Origin of the sequence: Nocardia acididurans, assembly GCF_016741815.1 — a bacterium.
Classification (GTDB): Bacteria; Actinomycetota; Actinomycetes; order Mycobacteriales; family Mycobacteriaceae; genus Nocardia; species Nocardia acididurans.
Genome location: NZ_JAERRJ010000014.1, coordinates 75309 through 97920 on the forward strand (window position 1 = coordinate 75309; position 22612 = coordinate 97920).

General features: G+C 66.7%; 18 protein-coding genes. 11 read left to right on the forward strand and 7 right to left on the reverse strand.

From position 1 onward, the window contains the following. Positions 1–255 precede the first annotated feature (255 nt). Positions 256–999 carry a DUF8020 domain-containing protein gene (locus tag JK358_RS32045; RefSeq protein WP_201954928.1) on the reverse strand — a complete coding sequence of 248 codons (744 nt, stop codon included), beginning with the start codon at positions 997–999 and terminating at the stop codon, positions 256–258. Between the two features lie 255 nt (positions 1000–1254). After that, positions 1255–3036, reverse strand: a complete 1782-nt coding sequence (locus JK358_RS32050) for a thiamine pyrophosphate-requiring protein (protein ID WP_201954929.1) — start codon at positions 3034–3036, stop codon at positions 1255–1257. 181 nt (positions 3037–3217) lie between these two features. Between JK358_RS32050 and JK358_RS32055 the strand changes: the two genes are divergently transcribed. The 4 genes from JK358_RS32055 (at position 3218) to JK358_RS32070 (ending at position 7634) form a co-directional block, all read left to right on the forward strand. Further along, a complete protein-coding gene (locus JK358_RS32055; RefSeq protein ID WP_201954930.1) occupies positions 3218–4840 on the forward strand; it encodes a DUF4331 domain-containing protein in 1623 nt (540 codons plus the stop codon). A 96-nt stretch (positions 4841–4936) separates the two neighbouring features. Continuing rightward, positions 4937–6265: a tetratricopeptide repeat protein gene (locus JK358_RS32060; protein WP_201954931.1), complete on the forward strand. Its 1329-nt coding sequence runs from the start codon at positions 4937–4939 to the stop codon at positions 6263–6265. An 80-nt stretch (positions 6266–6345) separates the two neighbouring features. Then, entirely contained in the window at positions 6346–7173 is an 828-nt protein-coding gene (locus tag JK358_RS32065) for a hypothetical protein (protein ID WP_201954932.1), read from the forward strand. A gap of 68 nt (positions 7174–7241) precedes the next feature. Further along, a complete protein-coding gene (locus JK358_RS32070) occupies positions 7242–7634 on the forward strand; it encodes a nitroreductase family deazaflavin-dependent oxidoreductase (RefSeq protein ID WP_201954933.1) in 393 nt (130 codons plus the stop codon). On the opposite strand, the gene JK358_RS32075 is transcribed toward JK358_RS32070, so the two are convergent. The 3 genes from JK358_RS32075 to JK358_RS32085 all read right to left on the reverse strand — a co-directional run bounded on the left by JK358_RS32075 (position 7615) and on the right by JK358_RS32085 (position 10728). Next, entirely contained in the window at positions 7615–8610 is a 996-nt protein-coding gene (locus JK358_RS32075; RefSeq protein ID WP_201954934.1) for an MFS transporter, read from the reverse strand. The two genes, JK358_RS32070 and JK358_RS32075, sit on opposite strands and share 20 nt — an antisense overlap. Before the next feature lie 253 nt (positions 8611–8863). Then, positions 8864–9712 (reverse strand): NAD(P)H-binding protein, encoded by an 849-nt coding sequence (locus tag JK358_RS40180; RefSeq protein ID WP_201954935.1) that lies wholly within the window; start codon positions 9710–9712, stop codon positions 8864–8866. A gap of 11 nt (positions 9713–9723) precedes the next feature. Beyond that, on the reverse strand, positions 9724–10728 hold the full coding sequence (locus JK358_RS32085; protein ID WP_201954936.1) for a saccharopine dehydrogenase NADP-binding domain-containing protein: 1005 nt from the start codon (positions 10726–10728) through the stop codon (positions 9724–9726). Positions 10729–10820: 92 nt separating this feature from the next. Here JK358_RS32085 and JK358_RS32090 point away from each other — a divergent pair, with 92 nt between their 5' ends. Both JK358_RS32090 and JK358_RS32095 read left to right on the forward strand, forming a co-directional pair. Further along, positions 10821–11417 (forward strand): TetR/AcrR family transcriptional regulator, encoded by a 597-nt coding sequence (locus JK358_RS32090; protein ID WP_201954937.1) that lies wholly within the window; start codon positions 10821–10823, stop codon positions 11415–11417. Between the two features lie 46 nt (positions 11418–11463). Continuing rightward, the gene (locus JK358_RS32095; protein WP_201954938.1) at positions 11464–12729 is read left to right on the forward strand and encodes an alpha/beta hydrolase family protein; all 1266 of its coding nucleotides are present in this window, start codon (positions 11464–11466) and stop codon (positions 12727–12729) included. Positions 12730–12854: 125 nt separating this feature from the next. On the opposite strand, the gene JK358_RS32100 is transcribed toward JK358_RS32095, so the two are convergent. Next, positions 12855–13631, reverse strand: coding sequence for a helix-turn-helix domain-containing protein (locus tag JK358_RS32100; RefSeq protein WP_232852258.1), 777 nt, complete (start codon positions 13629–13631; stop codon positions 12855–12857). A gap of 352 nt (positions 13632–13983) precedes the next feature. Between JK358_RS32100 and JK358_RS40710 the strand changes: the two genes are divergently transcribed. The 5 genes from JK358_RS40710 to JK358_RS32125 all read left to right on the forward strand — a co-directional run bounded on the left by JK358_RS40710 (position 13984) and on the right by JK358_RS32125 (position 21273). Further along, on the forward strand, positions 13984–14427 hold the full coding sequence (locus tag JK358_RS40710; RefSeq protein ID WP_372440771.1) for a DUF4236 domain-containing protein: 444 nt from the start codon (positions 13984–13986) through the stop codon (positions 14425–14427). A 95-nt stretch (positions 14428–14522) separates the two neighbouring features. Further along, on the forward strand, positions 14523–15359 hold the full coding sequence (locus JK358_RS32110; RefSeq protein WP_201954941.1) for a vWA domain-containing protein: 837 nt from the start codon (positions 14523–14525) through the stop codon (positions 15357–15359). A 125-nt stretch (positions 15360–15484) separates the two neighbouring features. Further along, entirely contained in the window at positions 15485–16180 is a 696-nt protein-coding gene (locus JK358_RS32115) for a hypothetical protein (protein WP_201954942.1), read from the forward strand. A gap of 98 nt (positions 16181–16278) precedes the next feature. Beyond that, positions 16279–18327, forward strand: a complete 2049-nt coding sequence (locus JK358_RS32120; RefSeq protein WP_201954943.1) for an AarF/UbiB family protein — start codon at positions 16279–16281, stop codon at positions 18325–18327. Positions 18328–18495: 168 nt separating this feature from the next. Then, the gene (locus tag JK358_RS32125) at positions 18496–21273 is read left to right on the forward strand and encodes an AAA domain-containing protein (RefSeq protein ID WP_201954944.1); all 2778 of its coding nucleotides are present in this window, start codon (positions 18496–18498) and stop codon (positions 21271–21273) included. Positions 21274–21347: 74 nt separating this feature from the next. Here JK358_RS32125 and rlmN read toward each other — a convergent pair whose 3' ends face one another. Further along, complete coding sequence (rlmN, locus tag JK358_RS32130; RefSeq protein ID WP_201954945.1) at positions 21348–22460, reverse strand: dual-specificity RNA methyltransferase RlmN; 1113 nt, start codon at positions 22458–22460, stop codon at positions 21348–21350. Positions 22461–22612 lie beyond the last annotated feature (152 nt).

Here is a 22612-nt window from a genome sequence, read left to right on the forward strand (position 1 = left end):
GTCAGCGGGTGCGCGCCCTTGCGGGATTGCGCAGGTCCTCATCGAGCACCCGGGGACAAGACTCCAGCTGTTATGTTTCCGTGATGTTGCTGAATCATAGCCGTTATGAGTCTTAGAGCATGTTTTCGTTACGTTCTCGGTCGTGAGGGTCCAGAAAACAGCTCGAACGCAAACCATCAGTTCATAGCAATACTTAATACACAACACGGCCCGCCGCATCTCGAGCGATGCGACGGGCCTTGTGCGAGAACGGAACTACTGGTTCTCGGGGGCGTTGATGCGGTTGAAGAAACCGATGCCGACGATGATCGCGGCGGGCACGCCCGTCAGGACCAGACCGGCGGCAGCGCCGAGCGGGATACCGATGGCAGCGCCCGCGAGGCAGCCCGCGATACCGGTCGCGCCACCCAGATCCAGAATCGGCAGACCGATGACCGCACCGCCGATGAAGCCGAGCGTGCAGCCGGCCGCACCGCCGACAATGGTGCCGACCAGGGTGCCGATGGCGGTGATGATGCCGAACTGCGTGGCTGCGGCGGACACCGCGTCGTCGAAGGCATCCTGCTTGGTCACATTGTGGAGCAGGCCGGACGGGCGAGCGTCGGCGATGTTCTTGCTCGGCGTCAGCACCGCGCGCAGGCCCTGAATGCTGGCCTGAATCGGGTACTCGAGGTCATCGAGGGTGTAGCTGAGCGGGAAGCCCACGACCACATTGCCCAGATTGTCGCGGACCTGGAACTGGCCACCATCCGCGGTCAGCGCACCGGCGTCGGTGTCGACGACGACGGAGTCGTTCTCCACCTTGACGTTCCAGTGGATGGACGGAAGCAGCTGGGCGGCGCCCTGCTGCACCCGGCCGATGCCCTGGTTGATGCCGTCGATCAGCGAGGGCAGGACCGGAGCCGGCGCGGGGGCCGGGTCGGCGTGAACAGTTCCGGCGGTAACACCGAGGGCCGCGATGACCAGAGCCGACGTCGCGGCAGCTTTCCTGAACTTCATGGCTGCTTCTTAGCTTTCTTGCGAGGGCGCTTCCGGTTTCCGGGAGCGGAATCGGGGTTTGAAGCCGGAGCTTTTCAAGCTCTCTGAGTCAAGTGTCCAGGAAATAGTTACTGAATAGTAGCTAAGAACGCGTATAAATAGCAGAAGTCACTAGTACGCCCTTTTTGTGACACAGGTCATCCATGTCGCTGGAAAACCGCTGGTCGGCCCGGACTGCCAACGGGCCGACCGGCCTCGGAAACGCTCAGCGCCTTCTCAGGAAAAGAGTTCCTGCGCTTTGGTTTTCACACCCTGTTTCACCAGATGCCAGCCGTTCGGATCCCCGCGCAGCACAGCCGCGACGGTGTTCTCCAACTGCTCCCAGGTGGCGTGCGGCGGAATGGGCGGGACCTCCGGATCGCAGTGCACGTCGAGAAGGACGGGCTGCCCGGCGTTCAACGCCTGATCCCACGCCCCGGCCAGCTGATCGGGATGATCCACGGCGATGGCCGTCATGCCGAGCGCGCGGGCGAGATCGGCATAGGAGGTGTCCGGAAGTATTTGGGACTCTTCGAATTTCGGCGCGCCACCCATGGCGCGCAGCTCCCAGGTGACCTGGTTGAGGTCGTTGTTGTGGAAGACGCACACCACCAGGCGCTGGTCCAGCCATTCGGCGCGGTAGCGGTTGATGGTGATCAGTTCGGCGAGACCGTTCATCTGCATCGCACCGTCACCGACGAGGGCGATGACCGGGCGGTCCGGATGCGCGAACTTGGCTCCGATGGCGTACGGGACGCCGCAGCCCATGGTCGCCAGGGTGCCCGACAGCGAACCGCGCATACTGCCGCGGAATCGCAGGCAGCGGGCGTACCAGGTGGTGGAGGACCCGGAATCCGCGGTGACGATGGCATCGCCGGGAATGACCCGGGACAGTTCGGTCACCACGCGCATGGGGTTGACCGGACGCGCGCCGAGCGCGGCCTGGCGGTCGATGGTGGACCACCAGCGCGTCACGTTCTCCTCCACGGTCTCCCGCCAGGACCGGTCCTGCTGGTACTTCAGCAGCGGAATCAGTTCGCGCAGAGTGGTTTTCGCATCGCCGACCAGATTCACCTCGGTGGGATAGCGCATGCCGATCATGGTGGGGTCCAGGTCGATCTGCACGGCGCGGGCCTTGCCGAATTCCGGAAGGAATTGGGAGTAGGGGAAATTCGAGCCGACGATGAGCAGGGTGTCACAGTCGCGCATGAGTTCGTAGCTGGGCCGGGTGCCGAGCAGGCCGATGGAGCCGGTCACGAAAGGCAGTGCGTCGGTGAGCACATCCTTGCCGAGCAGCGCCTTCGCCACTCCCCCGCCGGTGATTTCGGCGATCTCGGCGACTTCGACGGCGGCGGCGCGCGCGCCCTGCCCGACCAGAATCGCCACGCGCGTACCGGCGTTCAGCAGGTCGGCGGCGCGTTCGACGTCCTCGCGCGCGGGCACGACGGTGGGGTTCAGTGCGGCGGGCGCACTCGAGGGCACCTGCCGGAATTCGTGTTCGGGCGGCTGATAGTGCTCCTCCTGCAGATCGGAGGGAATGATCAGCGCGGTCGGAGCGCGGCGGGCCTGGGCGGTGCGGATGGCGCGGTCGAGTGCATTCGGCAACTGCTCTGCCACATTCACTTCCACCAGGTACTCGCTCGCCACGTCCTTGAGCAGACTCTGCAGGTCGATCTCCTGCTGATAGCTGCCGCCCATGGCGCTGCGCGCTGTTTGCCCGACAATTGCCACCACGGGGACATGATCGAGTTTCGCGTCGTACAGACCGTTCAGCAAATGAATGGCGCCCGGTCCGGAAGTCGCCATGCATACCCCGACACCGCCATCGAATTTCGCGTATCCGACGGCTTCCAGGGCCGCCATCTCCTCATGCCGGGCCTGCACGAAGGCCGGTCGATTGTCGGCCTTCCCGAAGGCCGCGACGAGACCGTTGATCCCGTCGCCCGGATACCCGAAAACCCTGGTGACACCCCATTCCCGTAGCCGCCGCAGTACATAGTCGCCCACCGTGGTCGTCATGGTCGTCTCCTCGCCTGGGTGTCCCGCCGCTCTCGTGGCGCGGGTACCCGGCCGGTCCGGCCTCAATCACGGCCACGCACGCGGGATAGGTCGATCGACCGATGTGAGCGGGCCGGTGCCGGGCCGACGATGTGGACGTGTTCCGGCGTAATGCCACCCACCACATCCGAAGGAAGAGATCTTGTTCCGATCACCTCAGCGCGGTGTTCGCCGCCGCGCCGCCGGGGCTCTCGCGGCCGTCGGCGTTCTCGTCACAGGCGGCACGGTGGGCGGTCTCGCGCTACCTGCCGCCCACGCCTCCAGTCATCGGGAGGCCCCGTTGATCGCCGGGGATCCGGCGGTGGACAACACCGATGTGTACGCGTTCGTCAGCCCCGACAATCCGGAGACGGTGACGATCATCAGCAACTGGTACGGGGTCCAGGCGGCCTACGGCGGACCCAACTTCTACCCGTGGGCCGCCGACGCCAACTACGACATCAATATCGACAACGACGGCAACGGCAAGCCGGATGTCAGCTACCGGATCACCTTCGCCACCGACGACCGCCGCGACGGCAGCACGTTCCTGTACAACAACGGCCCGGTCACCAGCCTCACCGATGAGAACCTGCTGTTCCGGCAGAACTACACGGTGTCGGTGAGCCACGGCGTCGGCGACTGGCGGCCTATCGGGACCGGGCAGGCCGCGCCGTCCTACGTGGGGCCGGCGTCCATGCCCGACTACAACGCGCTGCGCACGCAGGCCACCGAGCAGCTGGCGGGCGGCGGCACCGTGTACGTGGGCGGGGCGGAGGATCCGTTCTACCTCGATCTGCGGGTGTTCGATCTGCTCTACGGCGGCGACCTGTCCGAGGTCGGCACCGATACGCTCGCCGGATTCAATGTGAATACCGTTGTGCTGCAGGTGCCCAAGAAGGATCTGGCGCTGAAGAACGACGCGACGCGCAATCCGGTGATCGGCGTGTGGAGCGATACCGAACGAAAGTCGCTGCAGCTCAGTCCCGGTGCGGCCAAACCGGTCGGGGAGCCGGTGCAGGTGTCACGGCTGGGTAATCCGCTGGTGAACGAGGTCGTGGTGCCCGCCGGGCTGAAGGACGCGTTCAACGGCATCTCCCCCAGCGCCGATGCCGGGATTCCGGAAGTGGTTGCGCGCGTGACGGATCCGGAGCTGCCCAAGCTGCTGGAGGCAATCTACAAGATCCCCGCCCCGGCCGGTCCGCGCAATGACCTGGTGGAGATCTTCCTCACCGGAATCGCCAAGAACGCCCCGACATTGGACGGCAGCCGGCCGCCCATTCAGGCCGACCTCAACTCGCAGGTGCTCAATGCCGATGTGAAGGCCGAGACCTTCCGGCCGTCGGAGATGTTGCGGCTCAATATGTCCGTGCCGGTGACGGCCTCGCCCGAACGCCTCGGTGTGCTCGCCGGCGACCTGCAGGGCTTCCCCAACGGCCGCCGTCTGACCGACGACGTGCTCGATATCGCGTTGCAGGCCATGGTGGGTGCGGCGCAGAGCGGCACGCTGGTCGACGCCTTGGCCGCCGGTGACGCGGTGGACTCCAACGACGCGAAGTTCTCCGAGGTGTTCCCGTACGTGGCGCTGCCGTCACGCGGGATGACCGAGGGCGGCGTCTCCGCCGACGGTGTCGCGCCCGCCGCGTCCTCGCAGCGCGGCGAGGACGGCGGGATGTCGTGGATGCCGGTGGCCGCGGGCGGAATCGGCGCGGCGGCGCTGATCGGCGGCGGCGTGTGGCTGTTCATGCGCCGGCGGGCAGCGGCTCCGGGTCGCCTGGTGCCCTGAGTCCGCTGTCACCCGGTGGGCGGGAACGGATTTCGGCCCCGCCCACCGGGATCTCCCGTTCACCTCGAACTCCCTTCCAGCACTGAAGGTCTCGTCATGTCGCACTGCCCCTCCCGCCTGCTCGTCCGTGTTCACCGCGCACCGGTGCTGGTGCTGCTCCTGCTGGTGGGGCTGATCGTCGCGGCGATCGGGGTCGCCGCGACGCTGCCCGCCCGCTCCACCGCGCCGGTGGCCGTCGCGGCCGATCCCGGTGCGGCGCTGTCGGCGCAGATCGCGCAGCTGCGCGGGCAACTCGATCGGATGCCCGGCAATGCGCCGCGCTGGGCGGCGCTCGGCGGAGCGTATGTGGAGCTGGCGCGGATCACCGGGGACCCCGCCAATTACGGTGCGGCACAGCGTGCGCTGGACCGTTCCCTGGAATTGCAGCCCGAAGGGAACGCTGACGCCCTGATCGGGCTGGGCGCGCTGAAGAACGCGCTGCACGAGTTCGGTCCTGCGAAAGGCTATGCGGAGCAGGCTGTTTCGCTGCGCCCCAGCAGCGCGGACGCGTACGGGGTGCTGGCCGACGCACTGACCCAGCTCGGCGAGGCCGATGCGGCGACCGTCGCCGTGCAGCGCATGCTGGATCTGCGGCCCGGCGTCGCGTCGTTCACCCGCGCGGCCTACGACCTCGAGTTGCACGGCCGCACCGATGACGCGCGGACGGCGCTGGAGATGGCGCTGAACGCGGCGAGCACCGCGGATCAGATCGCGTTCTGCCGGTATCACCTGGGTGAGCTGGCCTTCGATACCGGGCGGCTGGACGAGGCCGAAACCCACTACCGCGCAGGGCTTCTGGCCGATCCGACGCACGTCGCACTGCGGCAGGGTCAGGCCAAGGCGCTGGCCGCGCGTGGTGACACCGATCGGGCCGTGGAGCTGTATCGCGAGGTGACCGAGGATTCCCCGCTGCCCGGATATCTGATCGAGCTGGCCGAACTGCTGGAGTCCGCGGGCCGCACCGAGGAGGCGGCCGCCGCCTATGCGGTGGTCACCGATCGGTTCCGCGCGCTCGAGGCGCAGGGCGTCACCGAGTATGTGGATGCCGCCCTGCTCGCCGCCGAGCACGGTGACCCCGCCGAGGCGGTTCGCCTGGCGCAGTTGGAATTCGGTCGCAGGCAGAACGTTCTCACCGCCGATGTGCTGGCCTGGTCACTGCACCGGGCCGGGCGCGACGCGGAGGCGATCGGGTACGCCGACCGGGCGAATGCGCTGGGCCGGCGCAGCGCCTCGCTCGCCTACCATCGCGGCATGATCCTTGCGGCGCTAGGTGATACGGATCGGGCCGCCGCCGCGCTGACCGACGCCCTGACCATCAATCCGCATTTCTCCCCGCTGCACGCGCCCCGCGCACGGCAGGCGCTCGACGCGCTCACCACCCGCTGAAGCGCGGCTACTCGCCCGAACCGGCCCCGGGTTCCAGTTCGGCGGCGAACGATTCCTCGATCCCGGACAGGAAGTCGACGATGAGCGCGAGATCGCGCTCACCGTCGCGCTGGTTCATCCCGCTCGCGGCCGCCGTTCTCACCGCCGCCGCCTGTTCCGCCGATCCCGGCACCCCCGAAATCCCTTCCGCCGAGGACTATCTCGGCAAATGGAACTACGACCGCCCCGACCCCGCCGCCATGACCAATATGGCCGTGCTGCACCTGCCCACCGGTACGGCGCAGGCCCCGCAGATCGGCGATATCGTTGTCACCCGCGATCCGGCCGCACCGGACACCCACCTCATCGGCCGCACCGATGTCGGCTGCACCTGGCGCTTCCGCCTCGATCCCGATGCGCTGCGGCTGGATCCCCCGGCCCAGCTGTGCAACAACCCCACCTCGCATGTCTCCTACACCATCACCGCCTGGACCGCGACGGTCTCCGGCGACCGGATGACCGAGGTCTTCAGCGCGAAAAGCCATCGCGCCGACCGGGATCTGGACTTCGCCCTGGAGAAGGGCGCCCGCACCCGCACCACAGAATCGGATCCCGCTGCCGCGCCGGCCTTCGTCGGAGCCTGGACATTCGCCCCGACCCACCAGGGAACCCTCACCGTGACAGCGGATTTCGGCAATCGCATCACCGCCGTCACCGGTGACGGCTGCCAGTGGACGCTGCTCGCCCGCGGCAACACCGCGAAACTCGATCCGCCCGTGCAGACCTGCCCGCGCTCCGACGGCGGCACCGAGACGCTCACCTCGTGGACGATCGCCGCCGCCGGAGACCACCTGGACACCATCATGATCGGCGTCCACGCGTCGGGCGCGGCGTTCACCATCGGCGCCGGGTCGCTGACCAAATCCTGAGCTCGGCTTCCCAGCGTCCCAGACAGGCACTACCGTGAGGCGTACCCGACTACCGGAATGGTGACGACATGGCGACGACAGACCGCGGTCCGCACATCTTCCCCGCCGGACTGGATCGGCTGCAGAGCCGATACCTCAACCCCCTGGTCCGCCCACTGGCCCCCTATCTGCCCGGGTTCGCATTGCTCGAGCACCGGGGCCGCAAATCAGGTGCCGATTACACGACCCCCGTCAACGTGGTCCCGGCCCGGGGAGTATTCGTGGTCGTCCTCGGCCATGGCGTCACCGACTGGGCGCGCAACATCCTCGCGGCCGGAACGGGTAACGCGCGCACCACCTTTCGAAAAGTCCACCTGACGAACCCGCGCATCGTCGACCCGGCTGCGCCCGATCCGAGCCTGCCGCTGGCGGCGCGAGTGGCCGGGCGGAAGCTGCGGTTGTTCATCGCGGATATCGCCTGAACACCTGGCGGACTTTCGCGCGCTCGCGGATCAGGCCCGCACCGAACATCCAGTACTGCGCGAAGACCAGACCGGTCAGCGAACCGAGGGTGATCAGGCAGGCTTCCGGGGAGTGCAGTGTGAACAGCACCCCGGCGACGGCGAGCATCACGCCGACGGTGAGCAGGGCGCGGGTGGTCCCGGCGGAAATCCGCTGCGGCGCAATCGATTGCGGGACGCCGCGGCGGGCCTGCTGCAGGCGGAACAGATGGATGTCGGCGGTGCTGTCGCCGAACTCGCGGGCCAGGACGCGCCGGGCCGCGCGCAGCCGGCCCCGGCCCTCCAGCCAGACGGGCGACTCGGGCACCACGGCGAGTCCGGCCAGCAGCAGCAGGCCGGGCGCCAGGCCCAGTCCGAACATCCAGCGCCACGCGCTGTCCGGAGCGCAGAGCAGGTGCGCGACGTACGCGCTGACGAGGCCGGTCAGGAACATGACCTGGCCGAGCACCAGCAGTTCGCGACGCCGCTCGGCGGGTGCGATCTCGGAGAGGTAGCGGGGTACGGTCACCGCGCCCAGACCGGCGCCCAGACCCTGAATCAGCAAGGCCGCCAGCAGTATTCCGAGATCCGGGGTGACCGCGGCGAGGAGACCGCCGACGAGGAACAGCGCCGCGGCGGGCAGCAGTGCCCGGCGTGGGCCGACGCGATCGCCGAGGCGGCCGCCGCCGAGCGCGCCGACCACGGCCCCCACCGGCAGCACCGCGACCACGGCGACCTGCTCGATGGTTCCCAACCGCAGCTCATCGGTGATGAACAGCTGCGCGACGGCCGCCACCGCGCTGAAATAGCCGAACAGGAAGCTCGCGAGGGCCGCGATGCCCGCCCACAACCAGATGCGCCGCGAGGGCGGTTCGTCGGTGACGACGCCATTGGTCACCACGCGCCGCACCGGAACCGGCCGGTGCGCGCGTGACGTCCGGTGAACAGTGGCGGTCACCGCGGCACTGCCGACATGTGGTCGTCGCGGCCGCGAACCTCGGCTGAACCTTTCTGCTCCGCAATGACGGTGAGGGCACGCATGGGATCTCCATCCACGCCGGGACGAGTGGCTGTGGGCTAGTCGCTCTACTCGGCAGGTTCGGGGCTGGCGGGATTACGCCGTCCACGATCCCGCCGGACCCTGAGCCGCGGCTGAGATTCACCCTGCGCGGAACTTAAAACTGAAACTGAATTCGCTCAGTCACAGCAGGCTAGCCACCGGCCGCGACGTCGCGCAGGGCCAGCGGCGGGCGGCCCGCGAACCGCTCGATCGCCGGGGTGACCTGGTAGAGCTGATGGCCGGATCCGATGTCCTTGAACAGTTTCCACAGATGCGACAGATGCTCCACGGCCACCTCGTCGCGATAGCGCGGCAGCGCGGTGCGCACCCACTCCTCCGGATCGGTGTCGACGTAGCGGACGCCCAGCGCCGCGGCGGCCTCGCCCGCAGTGAGCACCTCACCGCACAGCCAGTACACCGATTCCACCGGGCCGTCCTCGAGCAGCAGGCCGGTGCCCACCCGCGCGACGTCCTGGGCCGCGATGAGCGGGAGCACCGTATCCGGTGAGCCGAGAGGCAGGGCCAGCACACCCGAATCGCCGATGGCGAAGCGCAGGTTCTCGAAGAACACGGCGGCGCGCAGGTGCACCGCGCCGATCTCGGCGCGGTCGAGGACCTGTTCGGCCACCCAGTGCCTGCGCATGTGCGGGGTGCCCGCGTGCGGGTCGGAGCCGAGCTGGGATACCGCGACCACGCGGGTCAGCTGCTCCTGGCGTGCGGCGGCCGCGAAAGCCGCTGTGGCGTCCAGCATTCCGGCGGTGACCGGGTAGGTGAGGTAGGCGCGGCGGACACCGCGCACGGCGGGCAGCACGGTGGTGATCTCGCGCAGGTCGCCCAGGATCACCTCCGCGCCACGGTCTTTGAGTTCGGCGGCGCGGGCGTCGTCGGAGTGGACGAAGGCCCGGACCGGGCGATCCGCGCGGAGCAGGGCTTCGGTGACCAGGCGGCCGGTCGAACCCTGTTGTCCGCCTGCGGCTCCGGTGACGAGGATCGGTTCCATTGCTGCTCTCCTCACGATTCGGCGGGCAGGTCGAGGGTGAAGGCGTCGCGGTCGGCGAGGGTGCGCAGGAAATCGCGGGCGTCGAAGGCGTCGGCCGGGGCCAGCACGCCGCTCTTCACCGCACCCTCGGCGATGCGGACGGCGGCCTCGACCGAGGCGAGGGCGCCCGCGCGCCACAGGTCGCGACCGCGCAGGGAGCCCGAGGCGGAGCCGTTCGCGGCGAGAACCTGTGCGGCGATGGTGAATTCGCTGGCCGCGCGTTCCGCGGAGTCGACGTGCTCGCTGGTGAACGCCTGCTCCTCCTCGAAGGTGCGGGCGGTGAGCTGGGCTTCGACCGAGCACACCGGGGTGTGCCGGGGAATGGTGAACGGCTCCGGGAACGGGACCGGTGCGATCACCGTGCGCGGGCCGACCGGCGGCGGGAAGGCGAAGACGGCATTGCGGGGTTCCACGAATCCGGTACGCAGAGCACCGTTCTCGTAGCCGATGCGCTCGGTGTCGGCGAAGAGCAGGCGGGCGGTGTTCACCGCGCCGGTGGTCATCTTCCAGTTGGTGACGGCGTAGGCCACGGTGATCCGGTCGATGTCGGGCACCGCGCGGGCGACCGCTCCGGCCAGCAGATCGCCGAGTCCGCCGTAGAAGCTGAGGCTGGGAATCATGGTGATTCCGGCGCGCTGCGCCTGCTCGGTCAGGGTGTCGTAGATCCGGCGCACCGGGTGGATTTCGACGGAGTGGTCCACGTAGTGGCACCCTGCCTCCGCTGCGGCCTGCGCCACGGGTTGTCCCGTAATCGCAAAGGGCCCAGCGCAATTGATGAGGACGTCGGCGGTCTCGGCGAGGGCGTGCAGGGCGTCCGGATCGTCGGCGGCGGCGACGTGGATGCGCGGATGGCCGAGCGCGGCGAGCCCGGAGGAGTCGCGCCCGGACAGTACGACATCCTTTCCGCGGGAGAGAAGTTCGGTGGTGACCAGGCGGCCGGTGTGGCCGGTGGCCCCGTAGACGGCGTAAATCGTCATGATGATCAACTTCCATACTCTGGGTATGTATATCGAGACTTACATACTCGGAGTATGCAAGTCAATGACCGCCCGCCCGATACATTGAGTGCGTGACCGCACGCCGCACCCAAGCCGAACGCTCGGACGCAACGATGGGCAAACTCGTCGACGCCGCCCGAAACCTGTTCGGCCGCAACGGCTACGCGGCCACCTCCATCGACGCCATCGCCGCCGCCGCCGGCCTGACCAAGGGCGCGGCCTACCACCACTTCACCGACAAGGCCGCCCTCTTCCGGGCCGCCTTCATCGCCGAGCAGCAGTGGATGGCGAACGAATTGGAGCAGGTCGCGGTCGCCGCCCCCGACTCCTGGACCGCCCTGCTGAACGGCACCCGCACCTTCCTGGAACTCAGCCTGGAAACCCGCTTCCGCCGCATCGTCGTCCTGGACGCGCCCTCGGTCCTGGGCTGGGAAACCGTCCGCGCCATCGAATCCGACCACACCCTGCGCGTCCTGACCGCGGGCCTGGCCCTGGCCACCGCGGAGGGCAGGCTAACCGACGGCGACCTCCATATCCGCCGCCACCTCATCTTCGGCGCGCTCTGCGAAGGTGGCATGCTCCTGGCCCGCACCCCCGACCCCGCTACGGCTCTCCCCCAGGTCGTCGCCGAGGCCCGCAGGCTGCTGGAGGCGCTGAAGCAGGAGTAGGGGTTATCGTGGCCACGGAAGATCGTCTGGGACACGGGGAGTGCGGATGAGTCGAGCAGAACGAGTGGGCACCACAACACCGCGACGGTCCCCGGCGGCGCGCCGATCACCCGGCCGTACCGCACACCCGACCGCCGAACCAGGCCGCGCACTCGCCGCGACATCCGCGCCGATCACCGCCTTGCGTCCCCTCATGATCGCCGCCGCGGCGATATCGATGGCGCTCACCACAGCGGGTCCGGCCACGGCCAGTCCCGCCGATACCGTCCCGGGGGAGGTGGCGTCGGCCACCGCCATTGTCGACCGCGCATCCCTGCCGCCCACCTCGGACGGCCTCCTGCTCGAATACTGGTCGCGCGGTTCCGACGGACAGCCGCGACTGAGCACCGGTGTCGTCTACGTGCCCGCCGGAGATCCACCGTCCGGCGGCTGGCCGATCGTCTCCTACGCCCACGGCACAGCCGGTATCGGCGATACGTGCCTCCCCGCCCTGAACGACCGCGCCCGCAGCGTCTCCGCCAAGGCCGCGCCCTTCCTTGCCGCCGGATATGCCTTCGCCGCAACGGATTACATCGGCTTCGGCACCCCGGGTGTCCTCCCCTACCTCGACGGCCGAGCCGCCGCCCACAGCGTCGTCGACATGGTCCGCGCCGCCCGCGCGGTCCTGCCCGCCCTCGCACCCAGCTGGGCGGTGGTCGGCCAATCCCAGGGCGGGCAGGCCGCCCTGTTCACCGCCGACCGAGCCACCACCGACGCCCCCGACCTGGACTTCCGGGGCACGGTCGCGGTAGGCCCGCCCTCCCAGTTCGACACCCTGCTCCAGTTCGCCGCACCCGCGGTGCCACCGATACCGTTCGGCGCCGGTTCCTTCGCGTACATCCTTGCGGGACTCCGTGATTCACGCCCAGACCTCCGCGTCGACGACTACCTCACGCCGGTGGGCCGCCGCGTGGTGGACGGCGCGGAAGCCGCCTGCGACGGCCCGCAACTCCAGGCCCTCACCGACGGCGTGGCCATCGGCGACATGCTCTCCGTCCCCCTGCTCGGCACTCCCCTCGCAACCGCCCTGCGCGACACCATGTCCGTCCCCGTCACCGGCTACGACCGCCCCCTCCTGATCATCCAGGGCATCACCGACACCACGGTCCCGGCCCCACTCACCGCCACCCTCGTCACCCAACTCCTCCTCAACGGCCAGCCCGTCACCGTCCGCCCCTTCCCCGGCAACCACGTCCCCACCGAAAACGCCTCCATGCCAACGGCGGTCGAGTTCGTCCAGAGCTTGTTCGCGAACCAGCGCCCGCTGCCGTGACGCGGTAGGCGGATGGCCGGCCGCTCCATTGCGGCCGGCCACAGCGGCTCACAGTGAACGGCTGCACCGTGACCGGAATCGGAAGCGCCGTTTCACCCCTCCTCGAAACGGCGTTCCCACGACAACTATCGGCGACCACCCAGGGCATTGTCTTGAACGAATGTTCCCTCGGCGTCCGCCTCGTCGGGTGAGATCGCCCCGAATCGGACCAGGTTCGGTGTCAGGCCGGTGAACGCCGATATCTCGCGATGTAGATGTGGCTGATCGGCGAAGCCGCAGTCCGTGGCGGCTCGGGTGGTGGATGCCCCGGACAGCAGCATGTTGAATGCCCGGCGGAACCGCACCACCCGGGCGGCGTGTTTGGGAGTGACGCCGATCTGTGCGGAAAACCTCGCCCACAACCGTTTCCGGCTCCAGCCGCTGGCCTCGGCGAGGTCGGCGACCGCGACTCTGCCGTGACCCGCGAGGATGTGATGCCAACTCGCGCGTACCTCAGGATCGGGGATACGGCCGGATCGGTGCCGGAGCAGATGCGTGGCCGTCATGTCGAAGCGCTCCTGCCAGCTCACCGCTTCGGTGAGCTGCTCTCGCAACAGCACACCGGCACGGCCCCACAAATCCTCGAGACCGATCACGCTGTCGTTCAGTTCCAGGGGCGACACCCCGAGCAATGCGTACGCGCGCACCGGCGACAATCGCAGCTTGATCCCCTCCGCGGAACCCGCCCGCACCCGATGCGCACCGGGCGACATACCACCCACGTAGCTGTCGAGGCTCCACCTGCCGGCACCGTTCTCGACGGTAATTCCCTTGTCTCCCAGAATGATCGCCACCGTCACTACCGGACGCGCCAGGGCCAGGACATCCACGCCGTGCGCGCCGTCGTTGCGGAAGCCGCTCATCTCGAGCCCGGCAATCCTCGACCGGAGAACCGACCGGAGAACCGACCGGACGACCTCCCACCCGCCGTCCAGTTCCCGCTCGGCGGCAATCGGTCGCACCTGCCCGAGAGTAGAACCGCCCCAATGCATTACGCAACCATGCATTGACGAGCCGGTGTCGGCTACCACATCGATCCCCGGGAGCGCACCCGCGCTGTGGCATCGGCTGTGGAGCGATGCGCTCACGCAGGCGGACTCCGCCCCTGGCTGTCCAGCACTTGTTCTTGATCCTGATTCCAGCCCAACGTGTCGGTGCCGGGTGCTCTACTGAAGGCAGCGGTGTTCCTGACAGTGAGGAAACGCAATGGTTCGAATGCATAGGAGATTCGGCCCGGTACGAATCACCGTCTCCAAAACCGGCGTCGGCTACAGCGTGGGGGGTGGCCCACTCCGCGTCACCAAACGCGCGGACGGCCGCGTTCAGCGAACTGTTCGCATACCGGGCACCGGCATCCATGACACCAGGGTGATCGGCGGCCACCGAGCGGCGCGTCCGCATCAGCCGGTGCTCACGCCGTCTCATCCCTACTCGCCCGCACTGCCGCTCCACCGTGCAGCGCCTGTTCACCGCACACAGCCGACTCGCCCCACCACCGGATCCGGTGGTGTGATCCTGCTCGTTCTGCTGACCGGTATCTGCTGGGTCACCGCGGCGGCGTTGGCAAAGCACGGAACCGTCCTGTTGACTCCTCCACTGGTGATAGCCGGAGTCGGCGCCTTGTACTTCGCGAAAGTTTGTCACGCACAACGTCATTGACACTGTGCCGGCGATTCGATTTCATTACCGGCACCGGGTTCGGGAGACACGTCGCACCTACGGCGTGTCCGGGGTTCACACACTGGGGAGCACATATGCCATACATGGCAGAAATCAGCCGCACCAACCCGACCTGCTTCATCTTCCTCGTCGATCAGTCGACGTCGATGGGCGACCAGATCGGTGGTGAAATCCCGCAGAAGAAGGCGGATGTCGTAGCCGACGCGATCAATCGACTGCTGACCGAACTGGCCGTGAAGTGCGCGAAAGAGGAGGGAGTCAGGGACTACTTCCACGTCTCCGTGATCGGATACGGCGCCACCGTGGGGTCGGCCTTCTCCGGCGCGCTGGCCGGACGGGATCTCGTGCCGTTGAGCGAAGTCGCCGACAACCCCGCACGCGTCGACGAGCGATTGAAGAAGGTGCCGGACGGTGCGGGTGGACTCGTCGAGACATCGGTGTCGTTCCCGGTGTGGATGGACCCGGTCATCGGCGGCGGCACGCCCATGAACCGCGCCCTCCACTACGCGGAAACTCTTGTGCGAGGCTGGATCACACAACACCCGGGCGGATTTCCGCCCATCGTCATCAACCTGACAGACGGCGAATCGACGGACGGGGTCCCGACCGAGGCCGCCACCGCCATCACGTCACAGGCGACGGCCGACGGCGCGGTACTGCTCTTCAACCTGCACGTCTCGGCGACCGGCGGCTCACCTGTCACCTTCCCGAGTTCCGATGCCGGACTCCCCGACGCCTACGCGCAGACGCTGTTCTCCATGTCGAGCGTGCTGCCCAGTCACATGCGGTCTTACGCTGCGGCGCAGGGACATCAGATCGGTGACACCACACGCGGGTTCGTCTACAACGCGGACATCACATCGGTTGTCCAGTTCTTGGACATCGGTACGCGCGCCACCGAACTGCGGTGACCACCACTCCCGGCCTCTACGTCACACACCTGGTCGTGCCCAAACAGGGCTCGACCGCCGGTGAATGCGAGGACGCGGTGTGTGTACTGCCCGAGACACCGTTCGATGAGCTGATCGCAGGCCCGGTGGCGGCGAGCGTATGCGACGGAGCGACCGAAAGCGTACTGGCCAAGGATTGGGCGCGTCTGCTGGCCACCGCTGCCGCAGCGAGAGCACTGTCGGATCCTGGATTCTTCGAAACCGGATCCGCTTTCGAAGAATTCGCCGCGCATGTCGTGAGCAGCTGGGACCCGTGGCTGGACGAATACGCGCACCACCGCGAGGCGGAAGGTCGCCCGCTGCGGTGGTATGAGCAGGAGAAGCTGAGAGGGAGCACGTTCGCGACCATGCTCAGTGTTCTGGTCACACCCGATGACGGCATCGGATGGCGTTGGCAGGCAGCGGCATTGGGCGATTCATGCGTCTTCCACGTGCGGGGCGACCAGACACTCACCGCATTTCCCGTGCTCAGCGCCGACGAGTTCGGTATGAACCCGAACCTCTTCGGAAGCCGCAACCGCGACACCGCGCTGCTGGCGGAGCGTACCCGATTCATCGAAGGCGTCTGCGTTCCCGGCGACCGGCTCCTGTTGATGTCCGACGCCTTGGCGGCGTGGTTCATGGCCGCACCGGATCAGGCAGTCGCGCTCGGCGAACTTCTCGAGTTCGGGGGACCACATGACGCCGTTGGGTTCGCCGATTGGCTCGACAAGCTTCGCCTCGAACACGAGCTCCGAAACGACGATGTCGCGCTGATCCGAATCGATTTCGAGGGGAGATAGCGCCGATGGTCACGGCCTCGCCCCGCGACTTCCCCACTGCCGGCAACTATCAGGAGGCTCTCCAGCACCCCCGGATCTGCTTCAGGGACTCGGACCTCGTGAACTCCGAGCCGGAACTGACCAAACTCCGGCAGCCGCGCGCGATCTCGGGCGCGTTCGCGAGCGTTTTCCCACTGACGAACAAGGTCACCGGAACCTGCTACGCCGTCAAGTGTTTCACCCGTTACGTCCCGGATCAGCAGGATCGATACCGCGCGATCAGCGAGAAGCTGGCAGCCCTGCCATCGGCGGACCTGTCTCAGCCGTGGAAGATCGGATTCGAGTATCTGCCCGACGCGGTGCTGGTCGGCCGGCACCGGTACCCGATCCTGAAGATGGAGTGGGTGCGGGGCGTCACGCTGTCGGCGTGGCTGGATGCGCACCACCGTGACAGCATCGGGGTCGACCGCCTGGCCGAACACTTCGCCGGCCTGATCGCCGATCTCTCGGACCACGGCATCGCACACGGCGATCTCCAACACGGCAACCTCCTGGTCACCGACGACGGCACCCTGCGGTTGCTGGACTACGACGGCATGTACGTGCCCGCGCTGGGCGGACTGGGCGGTACCGAGCGCGGCCACCGCAACTATCAGTCACCAGCCCGCGGCAACCATGACTTCGGATCCGATCTGGATCGGTTTTCGGCCTGGGTCATCTATCTGGCATTGAAAGCCATCGCCGTCGACTCGGCCCTGTGGCCTCAGCTGCACGAGCCCCAGGGTGAGTATCTGTTGCTCGCCGAGGACGACTTCACGAATCCGGCTATCTCACAAAGGTTTCCGACGCTACTCACGCACCCCGACCGGGGGATCCGAGATCTGGCCGAGCAAGTCCGATTCCTGGCGTCGCAACCTCTGGCCGTTCTTCCCGAACTGGCGGCCAGGACGGTGGGCACCACATCCGCACCCCCGGTCTCCCCCGCCGGACCGGCAACCAACCGACTACCGGGCTGGATGGCCGGGCATGTGGCGGCCGGTCCACCGTCGAGATCCGCATCTACGTCCAAGCCCGATACGCTCCCGCGATTCAACGGGCGACGATCCGTGGACGTGCTGACCATGCTCCTGGTCCTCATGACGACGGTCATTGCGATATCCGCCTTCGTATTCCCCTCTCCCGCCGTCGCATTGGTCCCGCTGGCTGGCGCCTGGGCCGTCGTGTGGACGGCCCGGCGATCGCGCACCGAGACCATCGCACTGCGGCGGCATCTTCGCGAACTTCGTCAACGGCACGCCGAGACAGCCGACATAGCCAAGGCCGAGGCGGCGGTGCGTGACGAACAAGCACAGCTGGATCTCACCGAACAGCAACGCCTGGCACAACTCCCAGCGCGGCGAAATCAATTGCAGGCGCAGTACAACCGGGACCTGGCGGCTGCCGAAACCCGAATGCGCAGCAGAATCACCACCATCGAGAGAGAACGCGCCGACCTGGAGCGCAAGCTGCAGTCGCGGATGATCAACGCGCTCGAGACCGAGCGGGCCGACCATATCCGACAGGCCCTGACGCGTTCTCTCATATCGAACGCGTCGATCACCGGAATCGGCACCGCACTCACCAGAGACCTGGCAGCACAGGGAATCCGGACCGCGGCAGACTTCTCCGGAATCAGTCTGAGCGCACCGGGCGGCACCTACAACTCCGTCACCGCGTACATCGTCACGCCCAATGGACGGAAGTACGTCAGAGGGATCGGAGAGGTCAAGGCGAACGCGCTGGACGCTTGGCGACGTTCACTCGCCACCCGCGCGGGTGCGCGGTTCACACGCACCGCGCCCTCCAGCGCCGGAATGATTCGCGCCCAATACGATCGCGATATCAGCGGACTGACCCAGAAGACCAGTGCCGCCGAGAACGAAGCCAAGAGCCACCGCGAGCAGGCGAAGCAGAAGTACGAGGCGGCAGTGACGCAGCTGTCCGCAGAGGCCACAGCCGCAACCGCCGCGGCGACACATAAACGTCAGGAGTTCGGCCGACGCCTCGCAGCACTTCGGAACGCCCCCGCCGAACTCGCCTCGATCGAGCAGCAGATCGCCGCAGCGCGCGAGCACCGCAAACACCTGTCCCATGTTCGCTATGTACGGTTCACTCTGACCGGGCGATGAGACCTCGAAGATGCTGACTACAAGTAATTTCCGCGCTTTCGCCTCGGGATCCCGCTCCCGCCCGGCAGTGAGTCGCCCCCGGACGGCGCCGACTGGAACCCATTAATACTGCGGCACAACAGTTTTCGTAACGGTAACCTCGTTGTACCGACAATCGAGGGGGCTCCGATGGTTGATCCACGTCAGCTGGCCGTGCTGATTCGAATTCCCGCGGATGGACCGTATCAGGATCTCACCGCGAAGGTAGCGGCCGTGCGGCCCACCGCGACTCGTATGAACGTCACTTTCCACGACGGCAGCACCTTCCCCTATGGGCATCGTCGAGTGCTCGAGTTGCGCAACCCGCAGGCCGTGCCCTTGGGGCCGCAGCAGCGCATCCTGGTCGACGGCAGACCTCGCGAGAATCTGACCGAGGCCTACCGTTTTCGCGACGGGAGCCAGGATTGGTGGCACATCTTTCCCGGCGATGATCATTACTTCTCGGCGTATCACGGGGGCCGGGTGGACGTCGTACCGAGCGTGGCGCCGCATCCGCAGGTCGCCCAGGTTTTGGCCTACTGGCGTGCCATCGCGACGCGGCTACCGGAGGAGGGTCGTGCTCTCCGTGAGGCACACGAGCGGCCGTTATCCGTTCATCCGGACAGCGTCCTGTATCGCTATCTCCATCGATCGCCGATCGAACAGGTCGAGCGGCCGGAGTCGCCACCGCTGTATCCCTTCGACACGAACCTCAGCCAGCGCGCCGCCATCGATAGTTCTCTGCGCCACCCGATTTCGGTGATCGACGGCCCACCCGGCACCGGGAAGACACAAACCATCCTCAATCTGATCGCCAATATCATTGTCGACGAAACCAAGACGGTGGCAGTCGTCTCCTCGAACAACGCGGCGGTGGACAATGTGCACGCCAAACTCGTTCAAGCGGGATTCGGTTTCGTCACAGCGAATCTCGGGCGGAAGACGAAGAAGGAGAAATTCTTTCAGGAGCAGGCGGATCGAAACCTGTACGTCGAGCACCTGCGCTCGGCGGTCCCGATGCAACTCCCCCGTGCGGAGGAGATGACCGCGCGCGATCAGCGCCTGCTGCGACTGCGCGAAATCGAACGCACCATCGCCGACCTGTACACAGAACATGCCGCCTACGAGTTGGAGCGCATACATTTTCGCGCCTACCTGGATCGGCATGAACTGCCCGACCAGGAGAAACTTCCGGTACTACGGTGGCGGCCGGCCAAGATTCTGGCCTTCATCGCCGACACCGATCCAGAGTTGGCACGGGCCACGGGTATAGCCGGAGTGGTGGACCGGATCAGCAAATACTTCAAGTACCGCTCCATGCGCCATGCCGACGCACAGGATATCGATATCGTGTTCCGGCTGCATCAGCTCTACTACGACGCCAAGATCGCCGAACTCGAGCGCAAAATCGAACAGGCGCGAAAGTTGTTGGACGGATCGAACTTCGACGATCTCGCCGCCCAGCAGAAGGATCTCTCAGTGGCCTGGCTCGTCGAGAGCCTGCGTCAACGCTACGCCGGCCACGCCACGCGTTCGTACGACTTCGGATATCGACGCCATTGGCAGGACTTCGCCCGCGACTACCCCGTCATCCTGAGCACTTGCCATTCACTCGAAAGCAGCATCGGCACGGGGCGACTCGTCGACTACCTCATCATCGATGAGGCTTCGCAAGTCGACCTGGTCGCTGCGGCGGTCGCACTGGGCTGCTGCCGCAATCTGATCGTCGTCGGCGATCTGCGGCAGCTGCAGCCCGTCGTGACAGTTCCGGAATCAGCCACCGGACCCGCCCCCGATCCCGTGTACGACTATCGGCGACAGAGCATTCTCTCATCGCTGACCGACATCTACGGAGCCGCACTGCCACGCGTCCTGCTGAAGGAGCACTATCGTTCCGACCCTGCGATAATCGGCTTCTGCAACCAGAAGTTCTACCAGGACAATCTCATTCCCTTCACACGTGGCGTCCCGAGCTATCAGTCCATGGTCGTTGTACGAACGCAACCCGGCGACCACATGCGCTGGCTCGACGCGAGAACAGGAAGGCCCGGCGGCCGAATCAATCAGCGCGAGATCGACATCATCCAGCAAGACGTCCTGCCGCAGTATTGCGCCGAGTACTCCGCGGATCAAATCGGTGTCACCACGCCGTACCGACCGCAGGCGGACCGGGTCACCGACGCTCTGATCTCGAGTATCGAGGCTGACACCGTCCACAAGTTTCAGGGCCGGGAAAAGGAGGCGATCATCATGACCACGGTCTTGGACGACAGGCCGGGTCTCGACAAGGCGTTGAAATTCGCGGACTCCCCGGAACTGATCAATGTGGCCGTATCCCGTGCGCGGAAGCGTTTCGTGCTGGTCATCCACCATAAGATGCTGCCGAAGAGCCGGAACCTGAGCGACCTGATCGGCTACATCCGCTACCAGTTTCCGGACAAGGAATTCTTCGAAAGCCCGGTCGTATCGATCTTCGACCTGTTGTACAACGACTATTCCACAGTTCTTCGAACGCTCGCGAGTCGCGTACGGGACGAGTCGGCGCATCGCTCGGAGAACATCATGCGAGCCGCCCTGGAACAGATCCTGAGCGAACCCGGCTTCCAAGGATTCTGGTTCAACGAACAGGTCCACATCAAGCATCTCCTGCCCGATACCGACCGGCTCGACCAGCGACAACGGAAGTTCACCCGGTCCCGTTCCGCCTCAGTGGATTTCGACCTGTACAACCGCATCACGAAGCAACGCCTGTGTGTAATCGAGGTCGATGGCTTCAACCACCACGAGAACAAGCCTGACCAACTAGCCCTCGACGCCATCAAGAACGCCATATGCGCGGCCTACAACATCCCCATCCTGCGCTTCCCCACTACCGGAAGCGGAGAACTCGACCGCTTGCGAACCGAACTCGCGGCGCTGATCCCCTGACACCGGCATCCGCCGCACATAACGAACTGGATCAGATCCTCGGTCGGACCGAGTTATGGCGGAGTCGGTCCCGCTCAGCCTTCGGCGGCGAGCTGGCCGCAGGCGGCGGCGATTTCCTGGCCTCGGGTGTCGCGGACGGTGCAGGGGACGCCCTGGGCTTCGACGCGGCGGACGAATTCTCGCTCAACGGGTTTCGGGGAGGCGTCCCATTTGCTGCCCGGGGTGGGGTTCAGGGGAATGAGGTTTACGTGGACTCGGGAGCCCAGCGCTTTGTGCAGCTTCTTGCCGAGCATGTCGGCGCGCCAGGGGTGGTCGTTGATGTCGCGGATCAGGGCGTACTCGATGGAGACGCGGCGGCCGGACTTGTCGGCGTAATAGCGTGCGGCGTCGAGGACTTCGGCGACCGGCCAGCGGTTGTTGACCGGTACCAGGGTGTCTCGGAGTTCGTCGTCCGGAGTGTGCAGGGAGACAGCCAGAGTCACCGAGAGGTTCTCGTCGGCGAGTTTGCGGATGGCCGGGGCCAGGCCGACGGTGGAGACGACGACATTGCGCTGGGAGATGCCCAGGCCGTCGGGGGCGGGCGAGGTGATGCGGCGGACGGCGTTCACCACGCGCTTGTAGTTGGCGAGGGGTTCACCCATGCCCATGAAGACGATGTTGGAGAGGCGGCCGGGGCCGCCGGCGATCTCGCCGTCGCGCAGCGCCGCCGCTGCCGCGCGCACCTGATCGACGATTTCGGCGGTGGACAGGTTGCGGTTGAGCCCGGCCTGGCCGGTGGCGCAGAACGGGCAGGCCATGCCACAGCCGGCCTGGCTGGAGATGCACAGCGTGTTGCGGTCGGTGTAGCGCATGAGCACCGACTCGAGCAGGGTGCCGTCGTTGGCCTTCCACAGCGTCTTGCGCGTGCTGCCGTCATCACAGGCGATATGCCGAACCGGGCTCAGCAGCTGCGGAAACAGCGTCTCGGCGACCTTCTCCCGCACCGACTCCGGCAGATCGGTCATCTGCGCGGGATCGGCCTGCAGCCGCCCGTAGTACTGCCGGGCGATCTGATCGGCCCGGAACTTGGGTAGACCGAGCTTCTCGACCGCTTCCTTACGCTCACTCGCGTCGAGGTCGGCGAGATGCCGCGGCGGCATGCCACGGCGGGGGGCGTCGAAAACAAGGGGAAGCGGGGCGGCAGTCATAACCCTTCCAGTGTTCCATCCGAACCGGCGCTGCGGGCCCTCGGGGCAGGGATGCGCTGGTCACATTGTCGGCAAACTCGGGTGCGGGCGACATATCAGCAGTAAGGGGCAATATGCGTGCACCGGTCATAGCCATCAGCAATGATCGAGTT